The organism is Haladaptatus sp. W1 (genome assembly GCF_001723155.1).
Taxonomy (GTDB): Archaea; Halobacteriota; Halobacteria; order Halobacteriales; family Haladaptataceae; genus Haladaptatus; species Haladaptatus paucihalophilus.
This window is the reverse complement of the sequence record NZ_MEIH01000294.1, coordinates 1-23,625: the sequence shown is the minus strand read 5'-3', so window position 1 is coordinate 23,625 and position 23,625 is coordinate 1. Positions and strand designations below refer to the sequence as shown.

At 63.9% G+C, this 23,625-nt stretch carries 21 protein-coding genes and 2 pseudogenes; 14 read left to right on the top strand and 9 right to left on the bottom strand.

All coding sequences use genetic code 11. The features are described from left to right. Nucleotides 1-132: 132 nt before the first annotated feature. A complete protein-coding gene (locus tag BG842_RS14615) occupies nt 133-1,329 on the top strand; it encodes an AI-2E family transporter (RefSeq protein WP_254663186.1) in 1,197 nt (398 codons plus the stop codon). On the opposite strand, the gene BG842_RS14610 is transcribed toward BG842_RS14615, so the two are convergent. Continuing rightward, nucleotides 1,320-2,099, bottom strand: a complete 780-nt coding sequence (locus tag BG842_RS14610; RefSeq protein ID WP_069451308.1) for a PHP domain-containing protein — start codon at nt 2,097-2,099, stop codon at nt 1,320-1,322. The two genes, BG842_RS14615 and BG842_RS14610, sit on opposite strands and share 10 nt — an antisense overlap. Nucleotides 2,100-2,306: 207 nt before the next feature. Between BG842_RS14610 and BG842_RS31730 the strand changes: the two are divergent. The 3 genes and pseudogenes from BG842_RS31730 to BG842_RS14600 all read left to right on the top strand — a co-directional run. Continuing rightward, nucleotides 2,307-2,561 (top strand): annotated as a pseudogene (locus BG842_RS31730) (histidine phosphatase family protein); the annotation flags it as partial. 44 nt (nt 2,562-2,605) lie between these two features. Further along, complete coding sequence (locus BG842_RS31725) at nt 2,606-2,884, top strand: histidine phosphatase family protein (protein WP_254663188.1); 279 nt, start codon at nt 2,606-2,608, stop codon at nt 2,882-2,884. 127 nt (nt 2,885-3,011) lie between these two features. Then, nucleotides 3,012-4,265, top strand: a complete 1,254-nt coding sequence (locus tag BG842_RS14600) for an FG-GAP-like repeat-containing protein (RefSeq protein WP_069451307.1) — start codon at nt 3,012-3,014, stop codon at nt 4,263-4,265. A gap of 42 nt (nt 4,266-4,307) precedes the next feature. Here BG842_RS14600 and BG842_RS14595 read toward each other — a convergent pair whose 3' ends face one another. Continuing rightward, on the bottom strand, nt 4,308-5,267 hold the full coding sequence (locus tag BG842_RS14595) for a hypothetical protein (RefSeq protein WP_069451306.1): 960 nt from the start codon (nt 5,265-5,267) through the stop codon (nt 4,308-4,310). Between BG842_RS14595 and BG842_RS31720 the strand changes: the two genes are divergently transcribed. Further along, nucleotides 5,255-6,214, top strand: a complete 960-nt coding sequence (locus BG842_RS31720; RefSeq protein ID WP_254663185.1) for a hypothetical protein — start codon at nt 5,255-5,257, stop codon at nt 6,212-6,214. The genes BG842_RS14595 and BG842_RS31720 overlap by 13 nt on opposite strands. Before the next feature lie 40 nt (nt 6,215-6,254). Further along, a complete protein-coding gene (locus BG842_RS31715; RefSeq protein ID WP_254663184.1) occupies nt 6,255-6,887 on the top strand; it encodes a hypothetical protein in 633 nt (210 codons plus the stop codon). 45 nt (nt 6,888-6,932) lie between these two features. Here the strand turns inward: BG842_RS31715 and BG842_RS14585 are convergent, their stop codons facing one another. From BG842_RS14585 to BG842_RS14575, 3 genes are all read right to left on the bottom strand, one after another. Next, a complete protein-coding gene (locus BG842_RS14585; RefSeq protein ID WP_069451305.1) occupies nt 6,933-7,340 on the bottom strand; it encodes a hypothetical protein in 408 nt (135 codons plus the stop codon). Between the two features lie 173 nt (nt 7,341-7,513). Then, entirely contained in the window at nt 7,514-10,297 is a 2,784-nt protein-coding gene (locus tag BG842_RS14580; protein WP_069451304.1) for a heavy metal translocating P-type ATPase, read from the bottom strand. A 102-nt stretch (nt 10,298-10,399) separates the two neighbouring features. After that, on the bottom strand, nt 10,400-11,140 hold the full coding sequence (locus tag BG842_RS14575; RefSeq protein WP_069451303.1) for a CPBP family intramembrane glutamic endopeptidase: 741 nt from the start codon (nt 11,138-11,140) through the stop codon (nt 10,400-10,402). A gap of 217 nt (nt 11,141-11,357) precedes the next feature. Here BG842_RS14575 and BG842_RS14570 point away from each other — a divergent pair, with 217 nt between their 5' ends. After that, a complete protein-coding gene (locus BG842_RS14570; RefSeq protein ID WP_394327480.1) occupies nt 11,358-12,803 on the top strand; it encodes an arylsulfotransferase family protein in 1,446 nt (481 codons plus the stop codon). 145 nt (nt 12,804-12,948) lie between these two features. On the opposite strand, the gene BG842_RS14565 is transcribed toward BG842_RS14570, so the two are convergent. Continuing rightward, a complete protein-coding gene (locus BG842_RS14565) occupies nt 12,949-13,980 on the bottom strand; it encodes a M48 family metalloprotease (protein ID WP_069451302.1) in 1,032 nt (343 codons plus the stop codon). A gap of 103 nt (nt 13,981-14,083) precedes the next feature. Between BG842_RS14565 and BG842_RS14560 the strand changes: the two genes are divergently transcribed. The 6 genes from BG842_RS14560 to BG842_RS14535 are packed head-to-tail and all read left to right on the top strand — an operon-like array spanning nt 14,084 to nt 21,314. Then, nucleotides 14,084-15,142 (top strand): DUF4129 domain-containing protein, encoded by a 1,059-nt coding sequence (locus BG842_RS14560; RefSeq protein WP_069451301.1) that lies wholly within the window; start codon nt 14,084-14,086, stop codon nt 15,140-15,142. Next, on the top strand, nt 15,142-15,813 hold the full coding sequence (locus BG842_RS14555) for a hypothetical protein (protein WP_254663182.1): 672 nt from the start codon (nt 15,142-15,144) through the stop codon (nt 15,811-15,813). The genes BG842_RS14560 and BG842_RS14555 overlap by 1 nt, the downstream gene beginning before the upstream one ends. Beyond that, nucleotides 15,810-17,084 (top strand): DUF58 domain-containing protein, encoded by a 1,275-nt coding sequence (locus BG842_RS14550; RefSeq protein ID WP_069451299.1) that lies wholly within the window; start codon nt 15,810-15,812, stop codon nt 17,082-17,084. The genes BG842_RS14555 and BG842_RS14550 overlap by 4 nt, the downstream gene beginning before the upstream one ends. After that, nucleotides 17,081-18,565 (top strand): hypothetical protein, encoded by a 1,485-nt coding sequence (locus BG842_RS14545; protein ID WP_254663181.1) that lies wholly within the window; start codon nt 17,081-17,083, stop codon nt 18,563-18,565. The genes BG842_RS14550 and BG842_RS14545 overlap by 4 nt, the downstream gene beginning before the upstream one ends. 40 nt (nt 18,566-18,605) lie before the next feature. Beyond that, complete coding sequence (locus tag BG842_RS14540; RefSeq protein ID WP_069451297.1) at nt 18,606-19,259, top strand: hypothetical protein; 654 nt, start codon at nt 18,606-18,608, stop codon at nt 19,257-19,259. Between the two features lie 15 nt (nt 19,260-19,274). After that, entirely contained in the window at nt 19,275-21,314 is a 2,040-nt protein-coding gene (locus tag BG842_RS14535) for a hypothetical protein (RefSeq protein ID WP_069451296.1), read from the top strand. Between the two features lie 10 nt (nt 21,315-21,324). Here BG842_RS14535 and BG842_RS32560 read toward each other — a convergent pair whose 3' ends face one another. Further along, nucleotides 21,325-21,459, bottom strand: a complete 135-nt coding sequence (locus BG842_RS32560; RefSeq protein ID WP_007978153.1) for a hypothetical protein — start codon at nt 21,457-21,459, stop codon at nt 21,325-21,327. A gap of 152 nt (nt 21,460-21,611) precedes the next feature. On the opposite strand from BG842_RS32560, the pseudogene BG842_RS14530 reads away from it, so the two are divergent. Beyond that, nucleotides 21,612-22,345: pseudogene (locus BG842_RS14530) on the top strand (DUF6293 family protein). Between the two features lie 479 nt (nt 22,346-22,824). On the opposite strand, the gene BG842_RS14525 reads toward BG842_RS14530, so the two are convergent. Together BG842_RS14525 and BG842_RS14520 are read right to left on the bottom strand one after the other, a co-directional pair. Beyond that, nucleotides 22,825-23,205 (bottom strand): two-component system response regulator, encoded by a 381-nt coding sequence (locus BG842_RS14525; RefSeq protein ID WP_069449183.1) that lies wholly within the window; start codon nt 23,203-23,205, stop codon nt 22,825-22,827. Next, on the bottom strand, nt 23,198-23,625 hold a 428-nt coding region (locus BG842_RS14520), incomplete at its 5' end, for an ATPase domain-containing protein (RefSeq protein ID WP_303645369.1). The genes BG842_RS14520 and BG842_RS14525, both read right to left, overlap by 8 nt.

Here is a 23,625-nt window from a genome sequence, read left to right as displayed (position 1 = left end):
GATAGCCGAGTCGTGTCGTTCAACATACGTAGGTCGTCTAACATGATACCAGTTGTGGTGGCGCATCCCAAGAAGGGGCCGGTAACCGCCACCGACGGCAGAGCTAACATCGTCCGAGGTGTATGTCACAATATGGCAGGGAGTGTGGGGGATTCGGAAGCGATGCGAGTTCGTATCGTGCGGCCGGGGATGAAGTGGTGGGTCCTCGGCTTGATAGTGTTCGGCATCATCGCCGCCGTGGCGTACGTGTTTCTCCCGTGGGTCGTGTTCGGTCTGTTCGTCTACTACGTCGCGCGGCCGATAAACCGGTACCTCGGCCGGCGAATCAAAGGGAAGAACCTCTCAGCGGCGTTGTCGCTGGTGCTCATCGTCGTCCCCGTGGTGCTCTTTTTGGGTGTCTTCTTCTCCATCGCCATCGGGCAGTTGGCCGCCTTTGCGAACACGGATGCGGCGACGCGACTCTTCGGGGAATTGCCGACAACCACGATTCCGAACGACCCGAACCAGTTGCTCGACACGGCGACCACGACGCTCCAGAAGCCGTCGGTGCAGTCGGCGCTTACCGCCGCGCAAGCCTTCGTCGGGGGCATCGCGTCAAGCGTCTTCATGTTGTTTCTCTCACTGTTGCTGGGCTTTTTCCTCCTCGTTGAGGACGAACGCCTCGCTCGGTGGGGGAAAGAACAACTACTCGGGGACGACCAGGAGTTCACCGACTACCTCGAAGCGGTCGATGCGGGCCTGAACTCCATTTACTTCGGCTACACGCTGACCATCTTCGTCATCATGATACTGACCGCAGTTATCTACAACCTCTTCAACCTTTTCGCACCCGGAAGCCTGCTCATTCCGGCGACAATACTCCTCGCGGTCATCACGGGCATCTTCACGCTCGTCCCGCTGGTCGGCAGGTCCGTCGTCTACTTCGCCATCGCGGCGTTCCTCGCGCTGGGGGCGATTCAGCGCGACCCGAACGCACTCTGGTATCCGTTCGTGTTCTTCCTGTTCATGACGCTTGCGTTCGACAACGTGGTTCGAACCTACATCCGGCCATACCTCTCGGGAAAGATGTTTCACCTCTCACTGGTCATGTTCGCCTATCTGCTCGGCCCAATCTTGTTTGGGTGGTACGGCATCTTCCTCGGCCCGCTCCTGATGGTCGTCATCGTCCAGTTCTTCCAAGTGGCCGTTCCGCAACTTCGCGGCAAGGAACCGACCACTCCTCTCGACATCGGGCCGACGACGACCCGCGAGACGGACGAAGGGGCCGACGACGCGAGGCGTGGAGGCGAAGCAACCGACGGCGGCGAAGATACCCGGAGTCAGTCCTGAAAGCCCGGCGGCGCTATCGGCTCGATGTCGAGCGTTTCGAGGTGGTCGTCGAAGAAGTCGCGGCGGCGACGGAGCTGCTCGGGGGAGTGTGAGTCGGAGCCGACCGTGAACGGAACGTCGTACTCCTGGAGAATCGTGAAAAATCGCTCCGCGGGATGGACGATACCCGCGTCGGTCAGGGCGCGACCGGCGTTGATTTCGGGGACGGTTCGAGACGACGCGAACGTCCGGGCGAGCCGTCGATAGTGGTCGTCCGTCGCGCGGCCGCGGAGTCCGGGGGTCCGCTCTATCAGGTCGGGATGGGCGGCGATGTCGAACAACTCGGACTCGACGAGGGCGGAGAGGGTCTCGAAATAGCGGTCCACGATACCGTCCAACTCGTCGTCGGACATGTTCTCGAAGTTGGAGGGGACCTGCACATTCATCTCGGCGATGTCGTGGACGCTGCCGATGGTGTAATCGAAGTCGGCGCGCTCGAAGAAGTGGCGTATCTCGGCCTCGTCGCGGGGGTCGTAGTCCATTTCGACGGCATCGTAAATATCGACGTCGGCATCCTCGCGCAACGATTCGATGGCGCGCCGACGGCGTTCGTAGGTGACGTCCAGATTGAACCCCCTCGCCGCGCGGATGTCCTTCGTGTACTCGCGCGAGGAAACTGTACAATGGTCGGTGACCCCGATTCCGTCGAGGCCCGCCTCCTCGGCGGCGCGGACCATCCGGGAGAGGAACGTCCCGTCGGAGTAATTCGAGTGAGTGTGAAAATCTCGCATTCGGTGAAAACGTGGACGAGGACGGGTATAAAATCCGCTGGCGATGTCGGTGGAAGTGTCGCTGGGGTCGATAGGTGTCAGTTAACTTCAGTTGTTATTAGTAGGTATTAGTGGATATCAGTGTATGAAACCGGGTGTCAGTGGTAGCAGTGGAAGTCAGTGGGTCGAAGTCGGAAACGTCATGCCAAAACCGGACGAGGTGAGCGCATGACGACGATCTACTTCGTCCGTCACGCTCACTCGCCGTGGGTCCCGAACCGCGAGGCGGAACGCCCGCTTTCCGAGCGTGGACGTCGAGATGCGGAGCGCGTCGCGGCGCTGCTCGGCGAGGAGGACATCGACGCCGTGGTTTCGAGTCCGTTCGTCCGCGCCCGGCAGACGGTCCGCCCGATAGCCGACAAGAACGGACTTCCGGTCGTCGAGGAAGCGGGGTTCCGCGAACGGCGGTTGACCGACGGTCCCGTCGAAACCATCGGGGAGACGTTCGAGAGCGCCATCGAGCGGGTCTGGTCGGACTGGACGTTTTCGTTTCCGACGGCGAATCGAACGAGGAAGCACAGACCCGCGGCCTCGCGGCGGTCGGACGGACCGTGGACCGCCATACGGGCGAATCTGTGGTCGTCGGCACGCACGGAAACCTCCTCACGCTCGTCCTGAACGCGTACGACGACCGGTTCGACGTCGATTTCTGGCGGGACGAGTTGACGACCCCCGACGTGTACGAAGTCGAGTTCGCGGACGAAAGTCGGAGCGACCCGGTTGGTATCACCGGACTATACGAGTGAGAGGCGACCGCGGGTGAGGAGTGACTGCGGCTGAGAAATGACCGCGGAGAAAACATCAATCCTCCAACTAGTACGCGAGGCGAACGATGCGGACGGTTTTTCCGTCCTCCGTCGGTAGGTTCATCCAATGCGTACCCGAACGGTGGCGGTCGTCGCGGTCCTCCTCTTCTCCCTCGTCGGTGCTGGGGCGTACGCCGTCATGCAGCCGAATCAGCGGGGCCAACTGGCGGAAAAGTGGGTCTCCGATACCTCGCGGAACACGGTCGGGAATCATCACGTTCCGGCGGTCGCGGAAATCAACGGGTCGAAGCGAATCGTCGTCTCGGTCAACGTCGAGCAGAACGACGGCAAGTGCTCGCTCGTGGAGATGGACGCGAACGGGACGAAAGGGTGGCAGGAGGAGATGCCGACGGAGACCTGTAACATCCACGGCTACGGCGACCCCATCTTCGCGGACTACGATGGCGACGGCACCCAAGACGTGCTGGTCGCGACGACCGAGGACAAAGTGCTCGGATTCACCTCGGCGGGGAAACAGGAGTTCGCGGGGAACCTCTCGTGGTGGGGCTACACCAAACCCATCGTGACCGACTTCACGACGGACCCCGGCAAGGAAATCGTCGTCACGGACCTGAACGGAACCGTCTTCGTCTACTCGGCGGACGGAAGCCTCGTCTGGCGGAAACACATCGAGAACTCGGCCACCGTCGTGGCCGCACCGGCCGTCGCGGATTTCGACGGGGACGGCGCGCCGGAACTCGCCGTCGGGGAGAAAAAGGTCACCGTGTTCGAACGGGACGGGAGCGTGAAGTGGCAGACGGGAACCGCCGGGAGCGTCAACTGGATGACGACCGCCCAAACCGACGGCGACCCCGCGGTCGAAATCGTCGCGGGAACGTTCGACGGTCACGTCACGGTCATCGACGGGAAGACGGGCGATAAACAGTGGTCGAAGTCGTTCGGGCGGATGGCCGCCGTGAAAGCCGTCGGCGACGGAGACGGCGACGGACAGGTGGAGGTGTACGCGTCCACGCTACAAGAGAAAGGGGACACCGACATCGGGAAGCTCAGGGCGCTCGACGCGAGCGACGGGAGCGTCGAGTGGACGACGACGCTGAGCACCGAGGACGTGCAGACGATGCCGCCGTCGATGCTCGGGGACCTGAACGGGGACGGAGATAAAGAACTGGTCGCGGTCACCGAAACCGGTAGCGTGTCGGTTATCGACCCGGACAACGGGGCCGTCCTCGCGAGCTACGAGCGCAACGTTCCCATCTGGACCCACGTCAAACTGGCCGACATCGACGGTGACGGGAACCAAGAGATACTGGCCGTCTACGGCGACGGACGAGTCGTCGCGATGGATTACAGCGAGAAGTAGCGAACGAAGTAGTGAAAGAAGTAGCGAATCGACCGGAAGACGTTACGCCGACCGGTATCGCGGCACCGACAGCGCGTTTTTCAGCGGAAGATAGGCGTAGACGTGTTCGGTACCCAACGAGCCGACGCGGGGGAGTTTGCCGCCTTCGGGAGTGAGGCTGTGGGCCAGCGTGTAACAGAGCGCGTAGTTCAGCCGGAAGCTATCCCGGACCATCGTCTCCGGGAACGCCGTCGTCAGTCCCTCGAAGACGTCTCGGCCGCGCTCTTCGGCCGTCGCACAGCCGGGTTCGGGGAAGAACTTGCGCGAGAAGAAGGCGTAGGCGTGCGGGTCCTCGAAGAAGTCGGGGAGGATGTCCGTAATCGAGGCACCTCGGGCACCGATTCGGTCCTCGCGGATGCACGAAAGCGCCTCGACGGACCGCACTTCCGGCGCTGGTGCCTCCGGCGAGCGGTCCATGAACGCGTCGATACAGCACTCGGGGTAGCCGTGGAGGCCGCCCTGATAGCGTTCGAACTCGCGTTCGGTGTCCTCCACGACGCCGACGACATTTCGGCGGATTATCTCCTCGGCGTCCGGCGCGTCGCCCTCGCGGAAGAAGTACGCCCGGAGGCCGAAGTCGATGCCGTTCCCGCCGGTTCGGACGAACTCGGGCACGGTGAGGCAGTCGCCGGGAAACGACGACCGAAGCCGCTTCGTTTCGGGCATCGACCGGTACGTTTCGTGGACGTTGTTCGCCGCGTGTTCGAGCGTTCCGACGGACAGCGAGTTCAGGTGTATCGAGGCGTTCTGGACGATTTCGTAGGATTCTTCGAGCGCCGAGATTCGGTCCGTGAAGGACGCACTGTCGAGATTTCGGAGCACGGAGAGCTGGTTTTCGAAGTAGAGGTCGCTCATCTGGATGCTCGCACCGTCTTTGCGTCCCACGAGGACGGGAGCGGTTTCGAGCGCGGCGAAGGCGGGAAGCGACGAGAGCGCCGTCGCGTCGAACGATGACGAAGACATGGCTGTGGGTTACCGGCACGACCGCAAATACATTCTGGGTCGCAAAGCCGCGCGTGGTTAGGCGAGAATCGCGCGGCGAAGAACCGCAGTTGCTTTTCCCGTTCGGCTACTACGGGAGCACAATGAACGGTGGACTCGGGGGGCGTCGCGGAATCGGGCGACGGTTCCGAATCGCGCTCACAGCCTTTCTCGCGGTCGGACTGGTGTCGGGGGTGGCGAGCGCACACCAAGTCCCGAGCGAGAAGTTCGCCTCGCCGCTTCCGCTGTCGCTGCTGTTTCTCGGTGCGGGCGCGACCGTCGCGCTGACGGCGGGATGGCTCGCGTTCACCGAGCGGACGCCCGCGAAGGGAACGCGTCGGACCCGCGTTCTCACCGTCCCGACGTCGATTTCGACCCCGATTCGGGTCGGGGTTCGGCTCGTCTTCTTCGCCGGGTTCGCCGCCGCGCTGGGTCTCGGCGTCGTCGGGCGACAGGTGCCGGTGGAGAACTTCGCAACCGTGTTCGTGTGGCCGGTCTGGTTCCGCGGGGTCGCCCTCCTCTCGATTTTTCTCGGGACGGTGTGGGCCGTCCTCTCGCCGTGGCGAACCTTCTACGACGGGCTCACGTGGCTCGAAGGCGAGCGGGTGGCCGTCGCCGAATCCTATCCGAAATGGCTCGCCAGTTGGCCCGCGTTCGTGGGATTCGTCCTCCTCTTGGGCATCTTCGAGAACCTGACCTACGTCCCCAACAGCCCGCGGTTGACGACGGGCGTCCTCGCGGTGTACGCCATCCTGATGGTGCTCGGAAGCGTTCTGTACGGGGTCGAGTGGTTCCGCCGCGCCGACCCGCTTTCCGTCCTCTACCGCCTCTTCGGGCGAGTCGTCGATAACTATCGAGCGGACGGACGAGGGCGGGACCGAAATCTCGCTCCGAGCGCCGTGGCGGGGGAGCGTCGAGCCGGTTCGTGACTTTTCGCTGGTCGCCTTCGTCGTCACCGCCGTCTACACCGTGAGCTTCGACGGGTTCACCAACACGCGGACGTACCAAGACGTGCTGTTCGACGCGCGCGACCTGCTCGGGACGGGACCCGAGACGAGCGTCCTGCTGTACGCCGTCGGTCTCGTCGTGTTCGTCGTCTCGTTCGCGCTCGCCAGTTGGCTCGTCGAACGCCTCGGCGAGGGTGAGCGGGGGACGCGTACGGCGCGGACCACCGACGCGGAAACGGACGGCGGGCGGGTGTCCGCCGACGATGGCGCGCCGCTCCTGCCGGGGTGGCGCGGTGCCGCACGGGCCTTCGCGCCGACGGTGCTCCCCATCGCGGCGGCCTACGAGGTGGCCCACAACTACACCTACGTGTTCCGCAACCTCGGGCAACTCGTCGCCGTGGCGCTCGAACCCGTCGCGCCGGGCGTTCAAGCCGTGAACCCGCTCGGATGGCTCTCGCTCCCGGCGTTCTGGGGGTCGCAAGTCTTCCTCATCGTGCTGGGACACGTCATCGCGGTGGTCGCCGCCCACTACGTCGCGGTCGAGCGGTTCGAAACCGCGTCCGCCGCGCGACGGGGGCACCTCCCGCTGGTCGTCCTGATGGTCGGCTACACGGTGCTCTCGCTGTGGATAATATCGCAACCCGTGGTCTCGTAACCGGGAAGCGAAATCGGGGTCAGGCAGGGGAGGGGGATGGGAGAATCAGTCGGTAGTGAGCCACGCCGTGGCGACGCCCAAGAACAGGAGTTCGACGGCTTTCGCCAGCACGCCCATCGGTTCGAGGAGTTCCTCGGCTTCGGTCGCGGGCAGGCCGACGGTGCCGCGGGCGACGTACAGTACGACGGCGATGGCCGCGATGGCGACGCCGAGCCACCATCCCCACCGGCGGTTCCGGTAGATTCCGACCGCGGCGACCGCCGCGGCGACGAAGTTCACGGCGAAGAGCACGCCGAGGTAGGTCGTTTCCTCCAGATGTTCGGGTACTAAGACGAGGTGGATAACCCCCGTGAGGAGGATGAGTCCGGCACCGGCGATTACGAACAGGTGTCGTCTCGACTGGCGATTCGAGTCGGTGTCCGTCGTCTCGGCACGTTGTGTGGAAGTATCCATAGTTGAGTAGTTTGAAACGGAGACGGGCGTCGGGTGAACCAGTCCGCCCCGTTGATTTCCGATAGGACGGGGGCGAAGATAGCAACTATGGTACACGCATCGAATCTAACGGAAAAAAGTGACAGGGATGGGAACGAACAGGAAGGTGACAGGGACGGGAACGAACAGGAATACTACTCTCGAAGGGACTGCGGCGTAATCCGCGACAGTCGCATCGCGTTACCCGTGATGGCCGTCGTCATGCCCGCGTCGCCGACGAGGACGGCGGCCCAGATGGGGACCAGACCGAACGGCACCGCGATTGCGAGCGCGGCCTTCGCGGCGAGGCTTGTCCAGACGTTCTGGCGGATGACGCCGTTCGCGTCGTGTGCGAGGTCGTAGAGGTACGGTAGTTTCGAGAGGTCGTCGGCCATCAGCGCAATGTCGGCCGTCTCCAGCGCGGTGTCCGTTCCGGCGGCACCCATGGCGACGCCGACCGTCGCGGTAGCGAGCGCCGGGGCGTCGTTGATGCCGTCGCCGACCATCGCAACGCCGCCGAACGAGGTTCGGCGAGCCCACAATCGTTGCTCGTGAGCATCCCCGGACGAGGACTGGCCCGACAGCGGCCGTTGTTCGCGCGGTCCGTCGTACCGCTCGCGGAGTTCCTCGATGGCTTCGACCTTCTGCTCGGGAAGCAGCCCGGCGCGGAACTCGTCCACGCCGACCTGCTCGGCGATGGCCTTCGCCGTCCGCTCGTTGTCGCCCGTGAGCATCACGAGGTGGCCGATGCCGAGGTCGCGGAGGCGCTGTATCGCCGCTTTGGCGTCGGGGCGCACCTCGTCCGCGACGGCGATCGCGCCTTCGAGTTCGCCCTCCGTCCCGCCGGATTCCATCCGACTTCCAGTCGGGCTTTGCCCGACGCGGCCGACCAAGACGACCGTCTTCCCCTCGCGCTGGAGGGCCGGAACCGTTTCGTCGAGCAGGTCGAGACAGTTATTTCGCTCACAGAGGTCGCGGGTCGCCGTCGCTTCGACGCCCCCGTCCGTCGCGTGGACGTGGTTCAGGTCGAATCCGAGGTCCTCGAACAGGTCGGGTTTGCCCGCGTAGTGGGTCGTGCCGCCGAGGTCGGCGCGGACGCCCTTGCCGGTGAGGCTCTCGAAGTCGTCGATATCGTGGTCAGCGACGCCCGCACCGTCGGCCTCCGCGACGATGGCCTCGCCGATGGGGTGTTCGCTCCGCGCTTCGAGGCCGCGCGCACAGCGGAGGACGTCCTCCTCGGAGTTCCCGTTGAGCGGAATCACGTCCGTGACGGTCAGCTCGCCCTTCGTCAGCGTCCCCGTCTTGTCGAAGGCGACGGCTTCGACCTCGCCCATCGCTTCGAGGTGGTTGCCGCCCTTGATGAGGACGCCGTTTTTCGCGGCGCTGGTGATACCCGAGACGACGGTGACGGGGGTACTGATGACGAACGCGCAGGGACACGAGAGGACGACGAGCGTCAGGCCGTAAACGAACCACGTCACCCACGGTGCGTCGAAGACGAGCGGCGGGACGGCCGCGACGAGCACCGCGAAGGCGAGCACGAGCGGGGTGTAGTAGTCCGCGAAGCGTTCCACGAACTGCTCGCGCTCAGTCTTGTTCCCCTGCGCGTCCTCGACCATCTCGACGATGCGCGAGAGGGTGTTGTCGCTCGCCTCGGAGGTGACTTCGATTTCGAGATAGCCGCCCTCGTTGATGGTCCCCGCGAACACCTCGTCGCCGGGGGTCTTGTCCACGGGGACGCTCTCGCCCGTGATGGGGGCTTGGTTGACCGCGCTCTCGCCGTCGGCGACCGTCCCGTCCATCGGGATTTTCTCGCCGGGGCGCACGAGCACCACGTCGCCGACGGCTACGTCATCGACGGGTATCGTCTTCTCCTCGCCGTTCCGCTTGACCGTCGCCTCGTCGGGCGAGAGATCCATCAACTCCTGCAGGGAGTTTCGGGCCTTGTCCATCGAGTAGCGTTCGAGGAGTTCCGCGACGCTGAACAGGAAGGCGAGCGTCGCCGCCTCCAAGTAGAGCGATTTGCCGAACCCGATGCTCACCGCGAGCGCGCCGAGGATGGCGGTGCTCATCAGCAGGTCGATATCGAGGTTCCGATTTCGAAGGGAGTAGTAGCCGTTCGTGACGATGGCCTGCCCGCCGACGAGAACAGCCAGCAGGAACGCCGCGTCCGCCACCGTGATTTCGACGCCGCCGAGCGCGACGGCACCGCCAGCGCCGACGAGGGTGGCGTTCGCCCCGGAGAGGAGGAACTCGAACAGCAATCCGAGCGCGACGAAGACGCCGCTGGTCCACGTCTTGACGGCCCGCGTGCTCGTCCAGACGCTCTCCGTATCGAGCGACGCGTCGTCCTCGTCCGCGCTCGTCCCGGCGACGTCGTACCCGGCGTTTTCGATGGCCGCCGTCACGTCCGCCACGGACGCGGGCTCGTCCGTGGAAACGGTGACGTTCCCCGTCGTGGGGCGCGTATCGTACGCTCGAACGCCGGAAACGCCGTCGAGGGCGTTCTCGATTTTGCCCGCACAGGATGCACAGTCCATGTCCGGGACGGAGAACGTCGTCTCCGAGGCGTCGCGTTCGACCGCGTAGCCCGCCTTTTCGACGCGGGTTTGGACGGCCGTGGCGTCCGTCGCCGTCGCGTCGTACTCGACGGTGAGCATCCCGGTCGTGACTTGCGGGTCGATGGCGTCGATGCCGTCCAGTGTTCGAACGCTGCTTTCGACCTTCCCGGCGCAGGAGGGACAGTCCATGTCCGGGACGGACAACCGGACGACATCGGAATCGCCAGCGCCGTCGGTGACGACATCCCCGTCGGCCGATTCGTGGCCGTCGTCGTCGTCGTGATGACCGTAGTCGGCATCACAGCCGTCGTCGGCGTCGCCACAGCCACACGAATCGGCGTCGGGAGGAATCGTCGAATCCGAACCCGTATCGTTCATGGTCGAACGTAGTTACTACTGAGTTATTAATCCAGCTGCTATGAAGTGGCGTTCGGTTAGGAAGAGATTATTAAAATATGGGGATTGAGTTGTTATTTGGAGTTACGATGGGAGTTGCCCCGTCGCCATGAGGTACTGCAGTCCGAACAGTGTCGCGTTGTACGCGCCGTGGACGAGCATCGGAACCGCGAGGTTGTCGGTGTACTCGTACAGGCTACCGAGAACGAGTGCCAGCGTGAACACGGTGGCGATGTAGACGAATTTACCGACGTTTCCGCCCAACAACGAGAAGAAGTGAATGGACGCGAAAATCGCGCTCGCCAAGACGATGGCCCGGACGGGATGGAACACCTTGCGGAGCATCCCCTGAATGAGTCCGCGGTACAGAAGTTCCTCGCCAGGGCCAATGAGCAGGAACGAGAGGGGAATCAACAGCAGGTAGATGTCGGGATTGCCGCTCGCCATATCGACGATGGAGTTCTGCGCGGACTGAACCCCGAGGGCTTGCGTCACTTGGGAGATCAACTGGAGGAGTGCGAAAAGGGCGACGAATCCGGCGACTGCGATACCGATGTCACGAAGCGACGGGACGCGAATGTGGATAAAATCGAGTCCGAGGTTTCGATAGGAGAGGTAGCCGAGTGCGATACCACCGAACGTGACGCCTTGGAGCATGACGGCGCTGACCGCGAGGAGGAGCGCAGGTCGGTTCAGAATATCGATACCGACGGCCATGAAGGCGAGGACCGCGACCGCGGCGACGACTTGGCCGACGCCGTACGCCCCGACCGAGAGGAGGAGACCCACGCCGAACGACCGGAGCTGTGTTCCTGAATTACTCATCCGTAAGGAATACGAACGCACCCCTTCTGCGTCTTTCGGTTGCGGAACGAGAGCCGAACCGGACCTCAAAACTCGCCGTGCGTCGTTATTCGGGGCGAAAACGGTACGTACACATCTCTTTCACATCCAGTCTCCATTCATTTCATACGATAAATTAATAGTTGTTTGTCAGACTCGGTCAAAACCGGTATATTTTCGGACGCAATAGAAGGGGGTAATGGTATCAAAGCGGATAATTCGGCTCTTCTTTGCCGGACTGGTGATACTATCCGGGCTCGCGGTCGTGAACGCGTACGCCACGAACCCCGGAAGTTCCGCGGATTTCCGCGGCAAAACACAGTCCGAAATCAGGGCCGAAACGGGTCAAATGGTCTCCCCCCGTCAGAACATAACGGTGATCGCAACCGACTCCAACTCCTGGCTCGGCCGCGAGGCGAGCGGCCCGCGAGCGCGGGCGGAACTCGTCGCGTTCAACCCGAACGGGTCGATTCTGTACTACAACGACTCCCACACACGATACTGGGACGTCGACCCAGTGAAGGGAACGAAGACGACGGTCGAGTACTCCTACGCGGAGCACCTGAAGAAAGCGGAGTGTCCGACGGACTGGAACCTCTCGCGGCGCAACGTGGACCAGGAGACGTGGGACACGTACATGGACGTCCACGGCGAGGTCGGTGCCTGTACGCGGAACGGTATCGAGCGCGTCAACCTGACGACCGGCGACGTCACCCCCATCTGGTCGGAGGTCACGCCGGGGAAGGAAGCCACCCGGTATCACGACGTCGACCGCCTGAACGAGACGCACTTCGTTGTCGCGGACATCTTCCTCGACCGCGTGTTCATCGTCAACACGACGAGCGGGACGGTCGGGTGGACGTGGAACGCGAGCGACGCGTTATCGACCAGCAAAACCGGCGGTACGTATCCTGACGACTGGACGCACATCAACAACGTCCAAGTCCTCGACGACGGCCGAATCGCGGTCAGCGCCCGGAACAACGACCGGGTGCTGTTCCTCGACCCCGGAAGCGGGTTGGAGAAGAACTGGACGCTCGGGAAGGAAGACGACTACGACATCCTCTACGAGCAGCACAATCCCGACTTCATCAACGAGTCGAACGGCGGCCCGGCGGAACTCGTCGCCGACTCCGAGAACAACCGCGTGGTCGAGTATCAGCGCGAGAACGGCTCGTGGGAGCGGACGTGGACGTGGCAGGATTCGAAGATGCAGTGGCCCCGCGACGCCGACCGCCTGCCGAACGGTCACACCCTCATCACCGACTCGAACGGTAACCGCGTCTTCGAAGTGAACGAGAAGGGGAAAATCGTCTGGGACGTTCAGATAGCGTTCCCGTACGAAGCCGAACGCCTCGGCACCGGCGACGAGAGCGCGAGCGGCCCGAGCGCGCAGAAGGCGGCGCTCAAATCGAGGTCGAACGGCTTCGTCAATCAGTTCTGGATCGGCGTCAAAGACGCCATCCCCGGCAAGTACCTCAACGGTCTGATGTACATCACGCCGGTCTGGATCGGCGTTCCCGAACTGTTCGCCGTCCTCGTCGGGGCCCTGTCGCTCCTGGCGTGGGGGCTGTTCGAACTGAAGTGGGCGGGCGTCTTCACGTCGGTCCGGCAACGAATCGAGTCGCTGAACGAAACGCGATAAACTCGGCCATCGAACATATCGAATCGGCCGAAGAGAAGTAGAAGCACGGAACGAATCGGCGGTTTGCCCGCCGATCGAATCGGCAGACGAAACGACGTGACGGCCGGTCGCGCCGTCTTTTTCGGGACGATAACGGCCAGAGCGGTCAGCGGTCGGAGTCGGCCGTGAGCGAACGAAGCTCATCGAGGCGGTCGTCCACGGGCGGATGGGTTTGGACCGAAATTGGGAGCGATTCGAGCGCGCCGCCCTCGTCGCCGAACCCGCCGGGGAGGAAACAGAGCTGTTTCACGCCGTCCACGGCGCGGGCGTCTCGGTCGGACGCGGCCGGTGCGTCCTCGCCGAGCGTCCTGAGCGCACCGGCCATGGACGCCGGACTGCCCGAAAGCGTCGCGCCCGCGCGGTCGGCGATGAACTCCCGGTCGTGGGAGAGGCGACCGGCGAGCGAGACGACCGGCATCGCCAACAATCCGAGGGCGGCCCCGCCGAACAGCAGGACGAACGCGACGAGCAAGACGTAGGTAACGGTGTAGCGGACGCCGAACAGCGGTGCATCGATGACGGCCGCGCTGGGAACGTAGAGGAGGACGATAGCGGCGAGCCAGACGGTCCGCCGGGCGGACCGAGACAGACCGAGGTCCTCCAGCAGGGAGTAGTCGCCCGCCAGTGAGGGGAGGAAGGTCGCCAAGGTCATCACCATCGCGTCGCGGTTCTTGACGTGTGCGAGTTCGTGGGCGAGCACCGCGTCGAGTTCGTCGGCGGAGAGCGCGGAGAGCAAGCCGGTCGAAACGACGAGCGTCGCGTGTCGGGGCATCCCGACGGTGAAGGCGTTGGGCACGTCCGTCTCGGCGACGGCGACGGTCGGAACCGCGACGTCCGCGCCGGTCGCAAGCCGTCGAACGCGGGCGAGCAGGTCGGGGTACTCCTCGTCGGTGACGACGGTGGCATCGACCGACGAGAGGGCTTCGCGGCGGGTGTATCGCAGTTGCGCCCACGCGACGGCCGCGGTCACCGGGACGACGAGCGCCAGCCATCCCAGCCCGGACGGGAGGGCGGTTGCGACGGGCGCGAGCCACGGGCGGAGGAGGAACGCAACACAACCCACGAGGAGGAAGTCTGCGAGCAGCACGCACGCGAGGGTGGCGATGATTCGCCGAGTCAGGGCGGGGTCTCGTGACATGTCGTACGTAACTCGTCGTGGTCGCACCACATGAATGTTGGTTCAAAGACGTGTCCAGTTGAGAAGTAAGATATTTGCCTGATGGGAAAGAAACCCAACACCTGTGGAACGCAATCGCCTCCGCGCCGCCCTCATTGCCCTCTGTGTCCTCGCGGTCATCTTCGGTGCGTCGCTGTTCCCCGCTACCGGATTCGGGTCGTACCCCGCCGGTCCGGGAGGCGGCAACCGCGCCGATACTCCGGGTGCGCCGAGCACTGGCAGTCGCTCGACCGTCAGCGCCGGAAACCCATCCGACCCGGGAACGGTCGCAACGACGACGGCGCAAACGACGACGAACAGCGAATCGAGCGGCGGGTCGGCCGACTCGGAAACAGCCACGACAACGACGACAGCAGTGAGCGCGTCGCAATCGCCGGGTAACGGGACCGCGCTCCTGCAGATACTCGGGAAGACGGTCGGAATCCTCGTCCTCATCGGGGGCGCATTCCTCGCCGTCGGGTTCCGGAGGGGAACCCTCGCGCTGGACGGCGACGGCGCGATACCGCTCACGGTTCGCGGGATTCCTGTCGGCGAACTCGTCGGGAAGATACCCGCCAGAACGATGGGCCTCGTCGTCGGATTCTCGGCGTCGATTCCGCGACTCGCGGACGACGCCATCGGCCTGCTGGGCGAAGTCGGACGCGGCCTCGCCGCGAGCACCGTCGGACTCGGTTCGGCGCTCGGGAGGATGATAGCCGTCATGGGACGCGGCTTCAGCGGGACGCTCCTCGCCATCGGCAGCGTCGGCAGCGGCCTGTTCTCGATTCCCGAGACGCTCTCCCGACCCACCCTGTCCGGCCGTTCCGACGGGAAATCGGAGGGCCGAACCGCGACGAACGGGGGGACCGCACCGACGGAACCCGAAGAACGCGGCCCGCCGAGCATCGAAGAGGCGTGGGAATCCATGACCGAGCACCTCCCGGTCAGGCGTCGGCGAACGACGACGCCGGGAGAGTACGCACGCGAAGCGATTCAGCGGGGCTACCCCGCCGACGCGGTGCGTCAGTTGACCGCCGCCTTCCGCGAGGTTCGGTACGGGAGCTTGCCGCCGACGGCGAACCGCACGAAACTCGCCCGCGCGGCACTCGACAAAATCGACCGCTTCAGAGAGGGTGACGAATGATGCGTCTCGTCGGGCGCGCCGTCGGACGCGTCGCCGGGTACGTCGGAGGGACGTTCCGGAACCGCCGGAGCCGCGAACGCCTCCTGCTGACGGTTGGCGTCACCTCGCTGCTGCTCGCTTTCGTCGTCGTCTTCGCGCCGCGGGCCGTGCCGGAAGCGACCGTCAAACCGTTGGTCGGGTGGCTCGCGGACCCGACGACGGTGCTCCTCCTCGCGGGTGCGGGCGGACTGCTCGCCATCTGGTCGCTCGGCGACGGCGTGACGGACGAACGGGACGAAATTTGGCAGCCGCGAACCGACCCCGAGCGGGCGCACTACGACGAACACCGAACGAGCGGGTCGGACGTGGACGACGGCCTCGGCCTGTCCGGTAACCTCGGTCTGGAGTCCAGAGAGCGGCGCAGTCGGCGGGCGACGACGCGGCGACACGTCAGACGCGCCGCGGTCGAGACACTCGCTGGCGACGGATACACGAAAACCGAAGCCAGGGACCGACTCGAAGACGGGTCGTGGACCGACGACCCGCGGGCGGCGGCCTTCTTCGGCACATCGAGCGCCGACATCCCGCTTCGAACGCGCATCACCGACTGGGCGCGCGGGAAGACGTTCGACCGCCGCACGGAACGGGCAGTTTCCGAACTGCGAGAACGGAACGACGGTGAATCGAAATGAGCGGCGGTCCCGAACTGAACGCCGGGATGACGGTGGCCCTGCTCGCCGGTGCGGCGGGCGTCGTCACCGGGAACACCGTGATGTTCCTCTCGTCCGTCGTCGGGTTCGTCTACGCGGCCTATCAGTTCACGTCGGGGACGCCGGAGCTGTCGGTCGAACTCGACCGCGAGGTAGAAGAGCGGTCGCCGCGACCGAGCGAGGACGTGACGGTCACGCTCACGGTGGAAAACGACGGCGACGACGCGATTGCGGACCTTCGTATCGTGGACGGCGTGCCGGAACGGCTCGCAGTGGTTGACGGGTCGCCGCGCCACGGGACGAGTTTGGGACCGGGAGAAACCGTGTCGTTTTCCTACGCGGTTCGAAGCCAGCGCGGGACCCACGAGTTCGGCCCGACGACGCTCGTCGCGAAATCCATGAGCGGGACGCGGGGAGTCCGCGAGGAGCGGACCCTTCCGGCCACCATAACCTGTGATACGTTCGTCGAGGACGTGCCGCTGTCGCAGTTGACCACCCCGACGCCGGGGCACATCGAGACGGACGCGAGCGGCGAAGGCATCGAGTTCCACTCGACGCGGGAGTACCGGCCGTCGGACCCGATGAGTCGAATCGACTGGAAGCGGTTCGCCCGGACGAAGGAACTGACGACGGTGAACTTCCGCGAGAGTCGAGCGGCGGCGGTGTTACTCCTCGTGGACGCCCGCTCGGCCGCCAGCATCGCTCGGCGGTCCGGCGAACCCGACGCCATCGACCTCTCGGTGTACGCCGCGGAGCGAATCGCAAACGCTCTCGTCCGGCAGAACGACCGCGTCGGCGTCGCGCTGTACGGGTCACAGCAACTGTTCCTCCCGCCGGGAGGCGGGCGGGAGCAGGTCGCCCGCGTCCGTGCGACGCTGGAGGACGTGGAGACGCCGAAGGAGATGTCGAGTAGCAGCGGACTGTTCGGGTCGTCGCGCGACGAGCGAACGATGGAGCGGCGGTTCAAACGGCTTCGAAAACGGCTGTCCTCGGAGACGCAGGTGATATTCCTCTCACCGCTGGCCGACGATACCGCCGTAGACGTGGCAAAGCGCTTCGACGCGTACGGACACGCGGTGACGGTCGTCACCCCGGACATGACGGGAACCGAAACGCCGGGCGGTGCGGTGTCCGAAATTGCCCGGACGGAGCGGCTGAACGAGATTCGACGAGGGAACATCAGCGCCATCGACTGGTCGCCGGACGAGCCACTTGCGACGGCGGTCGAAAAGAGCGCGAGGTGGTCGGCGTGAACGAGGAGGTCAACCACAGTTCGACGCGTTTCGGCGGCGCGTTGGCGAGCGTCATCGCAGCCTGTACGGCGCTCCTGCTCGGGTGGGGGACCGGTAACCTCGGTAGCGTCGCGGCGGGCGTCGTCGGCGCGGTCAGCATCGCGCTCGGTGCGATGGGAATGCAGTCGGCGGCGAACGAACGGCGAGCGGCCGGAAGCCTCGGCATCGTCGGGGGGGCGATAGCGCTCACCGTGTCCCTCGGACTCGGGACGCCGCCGCTGTTCTCGCTCCTGCTCGGACTCGGCGTGACTGCCGTCGCGCTCAACGCGACCGTCTCCCTCTCGTCGGGAGTCAGCTTTCCGGTGTATCTCATGCTCCGTCGGTCCCTCGCGGTGCTCGTCGTCGGAACGCTCCTCGCGGCGAGCATCCACGCAACGGTGTTTCGAACGCTCGGGCGGGTCGGGAGCGCGATACTCGTGGGAAGCGCCACGTCGAGCACGCTCGCCATGCTCATCGCCCTCCAGATAGAGTGTCTGGTGGCCGTCGAGTTGCTCCACTGGGTCGTCCCGATACTGGACGACTGGCTTCCGGCGACGGCGAACCTCCGCCACCGGATTCTCGAACCGTTCGGCTTCCGACTCAAAACCGTGCCGACGCCATACTGGATGTTCCTCGCGCTGCAGGTCATCGTCGGGTTCTCCGGTTGGGGACCGCGGTGGTTCGAGAGCCTGCTCACGGCGCTGTCGGTGTTAGGCGATGTCGTCCGGTTCACCGTCGGTTCGGGAATCCTCCAGAGCGTTGTGGGCGTCGTCATCCTGTTCGAACTGGTGATCCTCGCCGCAAGAGGAGCACAACACGTCATCATCGCGTGGATGGGTGACGAACCGCCGCAAACGCTCGCGTTCGCAACCGGCGGAATCGCCGCGGTCGGGTTGGCTGGCGTCGTCGCCGTGGTGTCGATGCTGGTCCCCGCGGTCGGGTCGCGGTTCGCGGCCGCGGAGCCGTGGCAGTTGGTGGAGCAACTCGGCCCGGCGACGGTCATCACGGGCAGCGTCACCGGCGTGCTGTTGTCGCTCGTGATGGTGCAGGTGATGGCTGTCCTGACCGTCCGCCCGTGGGTCGCGCTCGATTCGGCGAGCGGGTTCGCGTTCGGCGGCGCGACACTCTTCCTCGGGGCGCTCGTCGCCGCGGGATTGGGCGCGTCGCCGGTCGTGGTCTTCTGTGCGGTCGGTGCCGCCCTCGTCGTCCGGGACGTCGGCGACCACGCGGCGGAAGTCGGCTTGCAAATCGGCCGGACCGCGGAAACCCGGCGCGGCGAAATCGCCCACGCAACCGGCGGACTGCTCGTTGCAGGCCTCGGCGTCGGCCTCGCGGTCGGAACCCTTTCGTTCGTCGGTCCGGTGTCGCTCCCGACGAGTTCGTGGCGAGGGTACCTCGCGCTCGCGCTGCTGTTGGTCGCGGTCGTTTCGTTCACCCTGCTGCTTGCGACCGACACGGAGTGACGAAACATTTATTTCTTTGGTTGTGTGAGTTTGATATAACATGAGTTCCGGCTGGCCACGATTTGCCGACTCCCCGCACCAGTTCGTGCGCTATCTCCGCGAGCTAAAGAAACGGGGAAGCAACCTGCTTATCACCGGGGACGTGCCCGATACCGTCACCGCACGGGCGACCCAAACCCTGTTCGGGGAAGGCGACCGGCGTTATCGCGTTCTCGCGCTCCTCGATACGACCAGCCGGATTCCCGACTCGCTCTCGGTGGCCGACGACCGTCTCTGGGTCGTCGAGCGAGCGGGGGAAAAGCGCTCGGCCAGGCCGAGCGCGTCGAGCGACGTGTCGGTGAGGGAAACCGACGATTTGGACGGGATTCGACGGGAAATCGGTGCCGCGGCCGACTTCTACGATGACGAGTTCGACGGACTCGACCCGGCCGAACTCCGCATCGGCGTCGATTTGGGCGTTCGAGACGACCGGGATTCGATACGGGAGTTCGTCGAAGGGACGGCCGAAATCGTCGCCGACCATCGCGGGATGGCCCATTACCACCTACCCAAGCCGGACGATGACCCGCTCGTCGACGAGCTTTCGCCGCTGTTCGACGCCCGTATCGAACTCAGGCAGGTACCCGGACAGCCGCCCGAGCAGCGGTGGCACGTCCCGGCGTTCGATAAAACGACTATATGGGTGCGCTTGTAACCCGTCACCGTTTGAATGGAGTTCGAAACGCTCACCCGACGGACCGGGCTCGAAATCAGCGACCCAATTGAGAACACCCGGTTCGAACTGTACGTTCCCGAGCCGATAACCCCGGTACAGACGAGGACGGGCCGATTTTATTTTCCCGTCGACGCCGCCGTCGGATTCGAAACCGCGAGCGTCGAGATTCCGAAACTCGTCTCGCCGCTCGTCTGGACGCAATCCGGCGAGCTCGTCGCCGATAGCACGAAGATAGACGGCAACGAGTTTCCGGCGGGCGACTACCTCCTCGAACTCAACAGCACGTCGATGAAGCTCTACCTCGCGTTCGAGAGTGGATTTCGACTCGAACGGGGGGAAGCCGCGGTAACGGTTCACTGTGAGGGAACGACGCGCGTCCGCGTCGGCGCGCGCTCGCTTCACGAGCACCCGGCGGGGACGATAACCGTCACGGACGAGGTACGCGATGTGATGCGCGCCATCTCGCTGTTCGGGTCCGCGCTGAAGACGCTCTCGCCGGAGCGGTCGTTTCCCACCTTGCGCGGACATCCGCCGCTCATCGAACGCGGGGAGACGTTCTCGGTTCCGGCCGAAATCGAGCCGCCGGAAACGGACGTGACGCTCGTCCTGCCGCCGGAGCGAACGCGGGTGTACGCCGCGTCGTCGCTGGCCTACTATCTCGGTGCGGAAATCATCGCGGGGGACGAACCGCGGCTCATCGCTGGGAATTTCGAGCAGTCGCTCGACGGACCGGACGGCTACGAGGCGACGGTCAATTCGATACTCCGACGAACGTTTTTCTTCGACTGTCTCGCCCGGACGGAGGGGTTCTACGATGTCGAGCTGTACGAGCGAAAACGGGTTGAATCGAAGATGGACGTCGATTTCGAGTCGTTGTACGACGCGCCGCTCGCCGACCGGGTGGAGAGGGCGCTTTCGCTGCCGTTCGAACGGGTCGAATCGGTAGCGATGGACTGGAATCTGACGACGGATATCGTGCCGACGAAGGCGAACGTCGAAGCGCTTCCGTTCGTCGCGTACGACCTTTCGTTCTGTCGAACCCCGTCGAATCCGACGGAAAGGAACGTCACCGAACCTCCGAAAGCGTTCGACGACTTTGCCAGGAATGCGAGCGACTGGCGGTGGGACGACGACGACTTCTTTCAGGTGGCATCCGCACCGACGGCGGAACACGCGTGGATAGGGAACGGCTATCCCCTGGGGGTGAACAAACTCACGCTCGAATCGCTGTACCGACGCCTCGACAGACCCGACCCGGACGACTCGACGCTAACCGTTCACGTCGTCTGCAACGACGAGACGATGGAGGACGAAAAGGACGTAGCGGAGCAATACGGCGTCCGGGATTTCGTCGAATCGGACGTGTCCGTACACCATCAGTTGACTGGCGACGAGTTGTCCGAACTGCTCTCCCTGCCGTCGGATTTCGTCCACTTCATCGGCCACGTGGATTCGGACGGCTTTCGGTGCCCGGACGGGCATCTCGATGCCGAATCGCTGTCGAGCGTCGAGACGAACGCGTTCCTGCTCAACGCCTGTCGCTCGTACGAACAGGGTACCGCGCTGATAGAAAAGGGAAGTCAGGGCGGCGTCGTCACGATGTCACCCGTGCTCAACTCCGCCGCGACGCGGGTCGGGAAGGCGCTCGCCCGGTTACTCAACGCGGGATTCCCGCTTCGGGTGGCGCTCGAAATCGCACGAACGCAACTGGTAGATAGGCATCGCTACCTCGTCGTCGGCGACGGGGCGTTGACCCTGTGTCAGAGCGAAAGCGGACAGCCGATTCGCTTGGACGTGGAACCGAACGGGGACGGCTACGTCGTCACTCCCGTCGCGTATCCGACACAAACCTACGGTCTCGGAACGGTTCTCTCGCCGATGTTCGACGAACAGAGATACATCGGGTCGGGAACGGTTCGGGCGTTCGAGTTATCGGCTGACGAACTCGATGCCGCGCTCGACGCGGAGGTGATGCCGGTCGAAGCGAACGACACGCTCCACTGGAGCGACGAGCTATCGACGTCGGACCTGTAAGCGACGTCGCTCAGGGACCGGGACTGATGTCCGCGAAGTTCGCGGCGACACACTGTACTTGGAGCAAAATGAGGGTCGCAGCGAACAGGACACCGAGCAATCGGGGGTTCGATTTGACGCGCTCCGATAGCGAATTTATTTTCATTCAATATCATATTCGAGAATAAATCACATAATAGTTACTGAAGCTAACAGACAGAAGAGGGAGCGAGTCCGGGGAACCATCACCGACCGTGGACCCGCACGACAGCGGGAAAATCTAGCGGTTTTAACGGGTAACGCGCGAACGAATCCGCCATGCAGTCCATCGACGAGGTACATATCGCTCCGCTCGGATTCGAGTACGACCGAATCTTGGGTCCCGTGAAGCAACACGGAGTAGACATCCTCTATCTCCTCGAACACGATAGTCCGGGAAGTCCCGACTATCACGACGCGTTGAAGGAGGAACTCGACGCGGAAGGTATCGAGGTTCGGTCGCGGACGGTCGATCTGATGGACATCTACGACGTTCTGGGAATCGTCACGACGCTCGTCTCCGAACACGAGGACGACATCGTTCGGGTGAACGTCGCGAGCGGGTCGAAGCTCTCGGCGGTCGGCGCGGCCATCGCCTGCATGGCAACCGATGCGACGGCGTACTACGTCCACCCCGAAGGCTACGCGTACGCGGACCGAAACGAACGCCAGAGTTACGGATACGTCGGCGAGGAGGTGCTACCGACCTACCCCATCGAATCGCCGACGCACGACCAAGTGTCCGTCATGCACTACCTGAAGAGGCGAACACGGACGTGTACACCCCGAAGAAAAAGGACCTCATCAGCTACGCCGAGGACGAAGAGTTGTCGTTCATCGCCGACAGTAACCCGGCGAACGACAAGGCGAAGTTCGCCCTGCTGAACGCGAACATCGTCGACCCGCTGGAACGCGACGGCTACATCGAAGTTAGAAAGGTCGGACGACAAAAGCAGGTGACGCTGACCGAAACCGGCCACGACGTGCTGCGTGCGTTCCGACACAAACTGTAACGACGGAAATCGAACGACGGCGAGGTAGTGTTACGAGTTAGAATCGGATAGTGAGTTGAAACAGGGTCGTGAGTATCGATAGTATGGTGAGTTGCAATACTATCGACAGTCACATGGTAGAACTGAATTATCTATCCCCAGAAGAACTAATCGATGACGACGTAGCGCCCCATCACACCCACCCTCCACGGTCGTCTCCCCTGACGACCCGCTTCGGCCCTCGCCGCCCCGGCTGTTCGGTTCTACCGACAGCCATCCCCCGCGGTCGTCTCCCCCGACGACCCGCTTCGGCCCTCGCCGCCCAGTGGTCCCATGCTGCCCCATGGTTCCCGGTGGGGCGCGTACGCATCGTCATCTACTCTCCTTCGACGGCCGCCGAACCCACAGCTCCGAGCGACGGGAGCAAAATAGGCCCGACGCAAGAGAAGGCAAAACAGAAATCTTCGAAACTCGGCGGTATCTCGGAAGTCCCGTTCAGGTTAGCGGTTCATGCGGATGTATTCCATCAGACCGCGTATCGTCGCCTGCAAGTCCGCCTTATCGACCGGCTTTTCGAGGATGGTCTGTGCACCTCGGCTGACCGCCTTTTGGCGCATCGCGGGCGGAATCTGCGCCGCGAGGACGAGCATGGGAATATCGCGGTCGTTGAGTTGTTCACAGCGCTTCCAGATGTCCTCGGTGAAGCCGTCCACGTCCAAAACGGCGAGGGCAACGTCGTCACACTGTTCGAGCAGGGCGTCGAACTCGTCCATGCTGGTCGCGATTTCGACGTCGTAGCCGCCGTTTTTGAGGAGGTCGGCGAGGAGTTCGAGGTTTCGCTCCCGTTTTCCCAGCGCGAGGATGAGGGCCGCCTCACTCATTGGCCGACTCCGAACGTTCCCGTGCCAACTCAGGAGAGCCGGAGAGAACGCCGCTGAGTTCGGTCAGCGGTTCGCCGACTTTGAGACCGTGTTCCGTGATCTGGAACTCGCGGAGCATCCGTTCGAAGTCGCTGGTTCGTTTTTTCAGCACGCCGATGGCCTTGCGCATCTCGCCGGAAACTTCGAGATGCCGAAGGAAAACGATATTGTCGGCGAGATAGCTGATTCCCGCCTCCGTCGCCTGAAATTCGCCGGTCACGGTGTCGATTTCGTCCACCAGAATGACGGTGATACCCATGTTCTTCAGATACCGACAGAGGGTGTGGAGTTTGCGGACCAGCACGCGGTCGTCGTCGTCCCGGAGCGACAGTTTGTAGCCGTCGATACCGTCTATCATGACGATACTGGTGTCGTTCTCCT

Coding starts and splice junctions, on each gene's coding strand:
- BG842_RS14615 (WP_254663186.1), top strand. CDS start 133: ATGGCAGGGAGTGTGGGGGATTCGGAAGCGATGCGAGTTCGTATCGTG.
- BG842_RS14610 (WP_069451308.1), bottom strand. CDS start 2,099: ATGCGAGATTTTCACACTCACTCGAATTACTCCGACGGGACGTTCCTC.
- BG842_RS14600 (WP_069451307.1), top strand. CDS start 3,012: ATGCGTACCCGAACGGTGGCGGTCGTCGCGGTCCTCCTCTTCTCCCTC.
- BG842_RS31720 (WP_254663185.1), top strand. CDS start 5,255: ATGACGAAGACATGGCTGTGGGTTACCGGCACGACCGCAAATACATTC.
- BG842_RS14595 (WP_069451306.1), bottom strand. CDS start 5,267: ATGTCTTCGTCATCGTTCGACGCGACGGCGCTCTCGTCGCTTCCCGCC.
- BG842_RS14585 (WP_069451305.1), bottom strand. CDS start 7,340: ATGGATACTTCCACACAACGTGCCGAGACGACGGACACCGACTCGAAT.
- BG842_RS14580 (WP_069451304.1), bottom strand. CDS start 10,297: ATGAACGATACGGGTTCGGATTCGACGATTCCTCCCGACGCCGATTCG.
- BG842_RS14575 (WP_069451303.1), bottom strand. CDS start 11,140: ATGAGTAATTCAGGAACACAGCTCCGGTCGTTCGGCGTGGGTCTCCTC.
- BG842_RS14570 (WP_394327480.1), top strand. CDS start 11,358: ATGGTATCAAAGCGGATAATTCGGCTCTTCTTTGCCGGACTGGTGATA.
- BG842_RS14565 (WP_069451302.1), bottom strand. CDS start 13,980: ATGTCACGAGACCCCGCCCTGACTCGGCGAATCATCGCCACCCTCGCG.
- BG842_RS14555 (WP_254663182.1), top strand. CDS start 15,142: ATGCGTCTCGTCGGGCGCGCCGTCGGACGCGTCGCCGGGTACGTCGGA.
- BG842_RS14550 (WP_069451299.1), top strand. CDS start 15,810: ATGAGCGGCGGTCCCGAACTGAACGCCGGGATGACGGTGGCCCTGCTC.
- BG842_RS14540 (WP_069451297.1), top strand. CDS start 18,606: ATGAGTTCCGGCTGGCCACGATTTGCCGACTCCCCGCACCAGTTCGTG.
- BG842_RS14535 (WP_069451296.1), top strand. CDS start 19,275: ATGGAGTTCGAAACGCTCACCCGACGGACCGGGCTCGAAATCAGCGAC.
- BG842_RS32560 (WP_007978153.1), bottom strand. CDS start 21,459: ATGAAAATAAATTCGCTATCGGAGCGCGTCAAATCGAACCCCCGATTG.
- BG842_RS14525 (WP_069449183.1), bottom strand. CDS start 23,205: ATGAGTGAGGCGGCCCTCATCCTCGCGCTGGGAAAACGGGAGCGAAAC.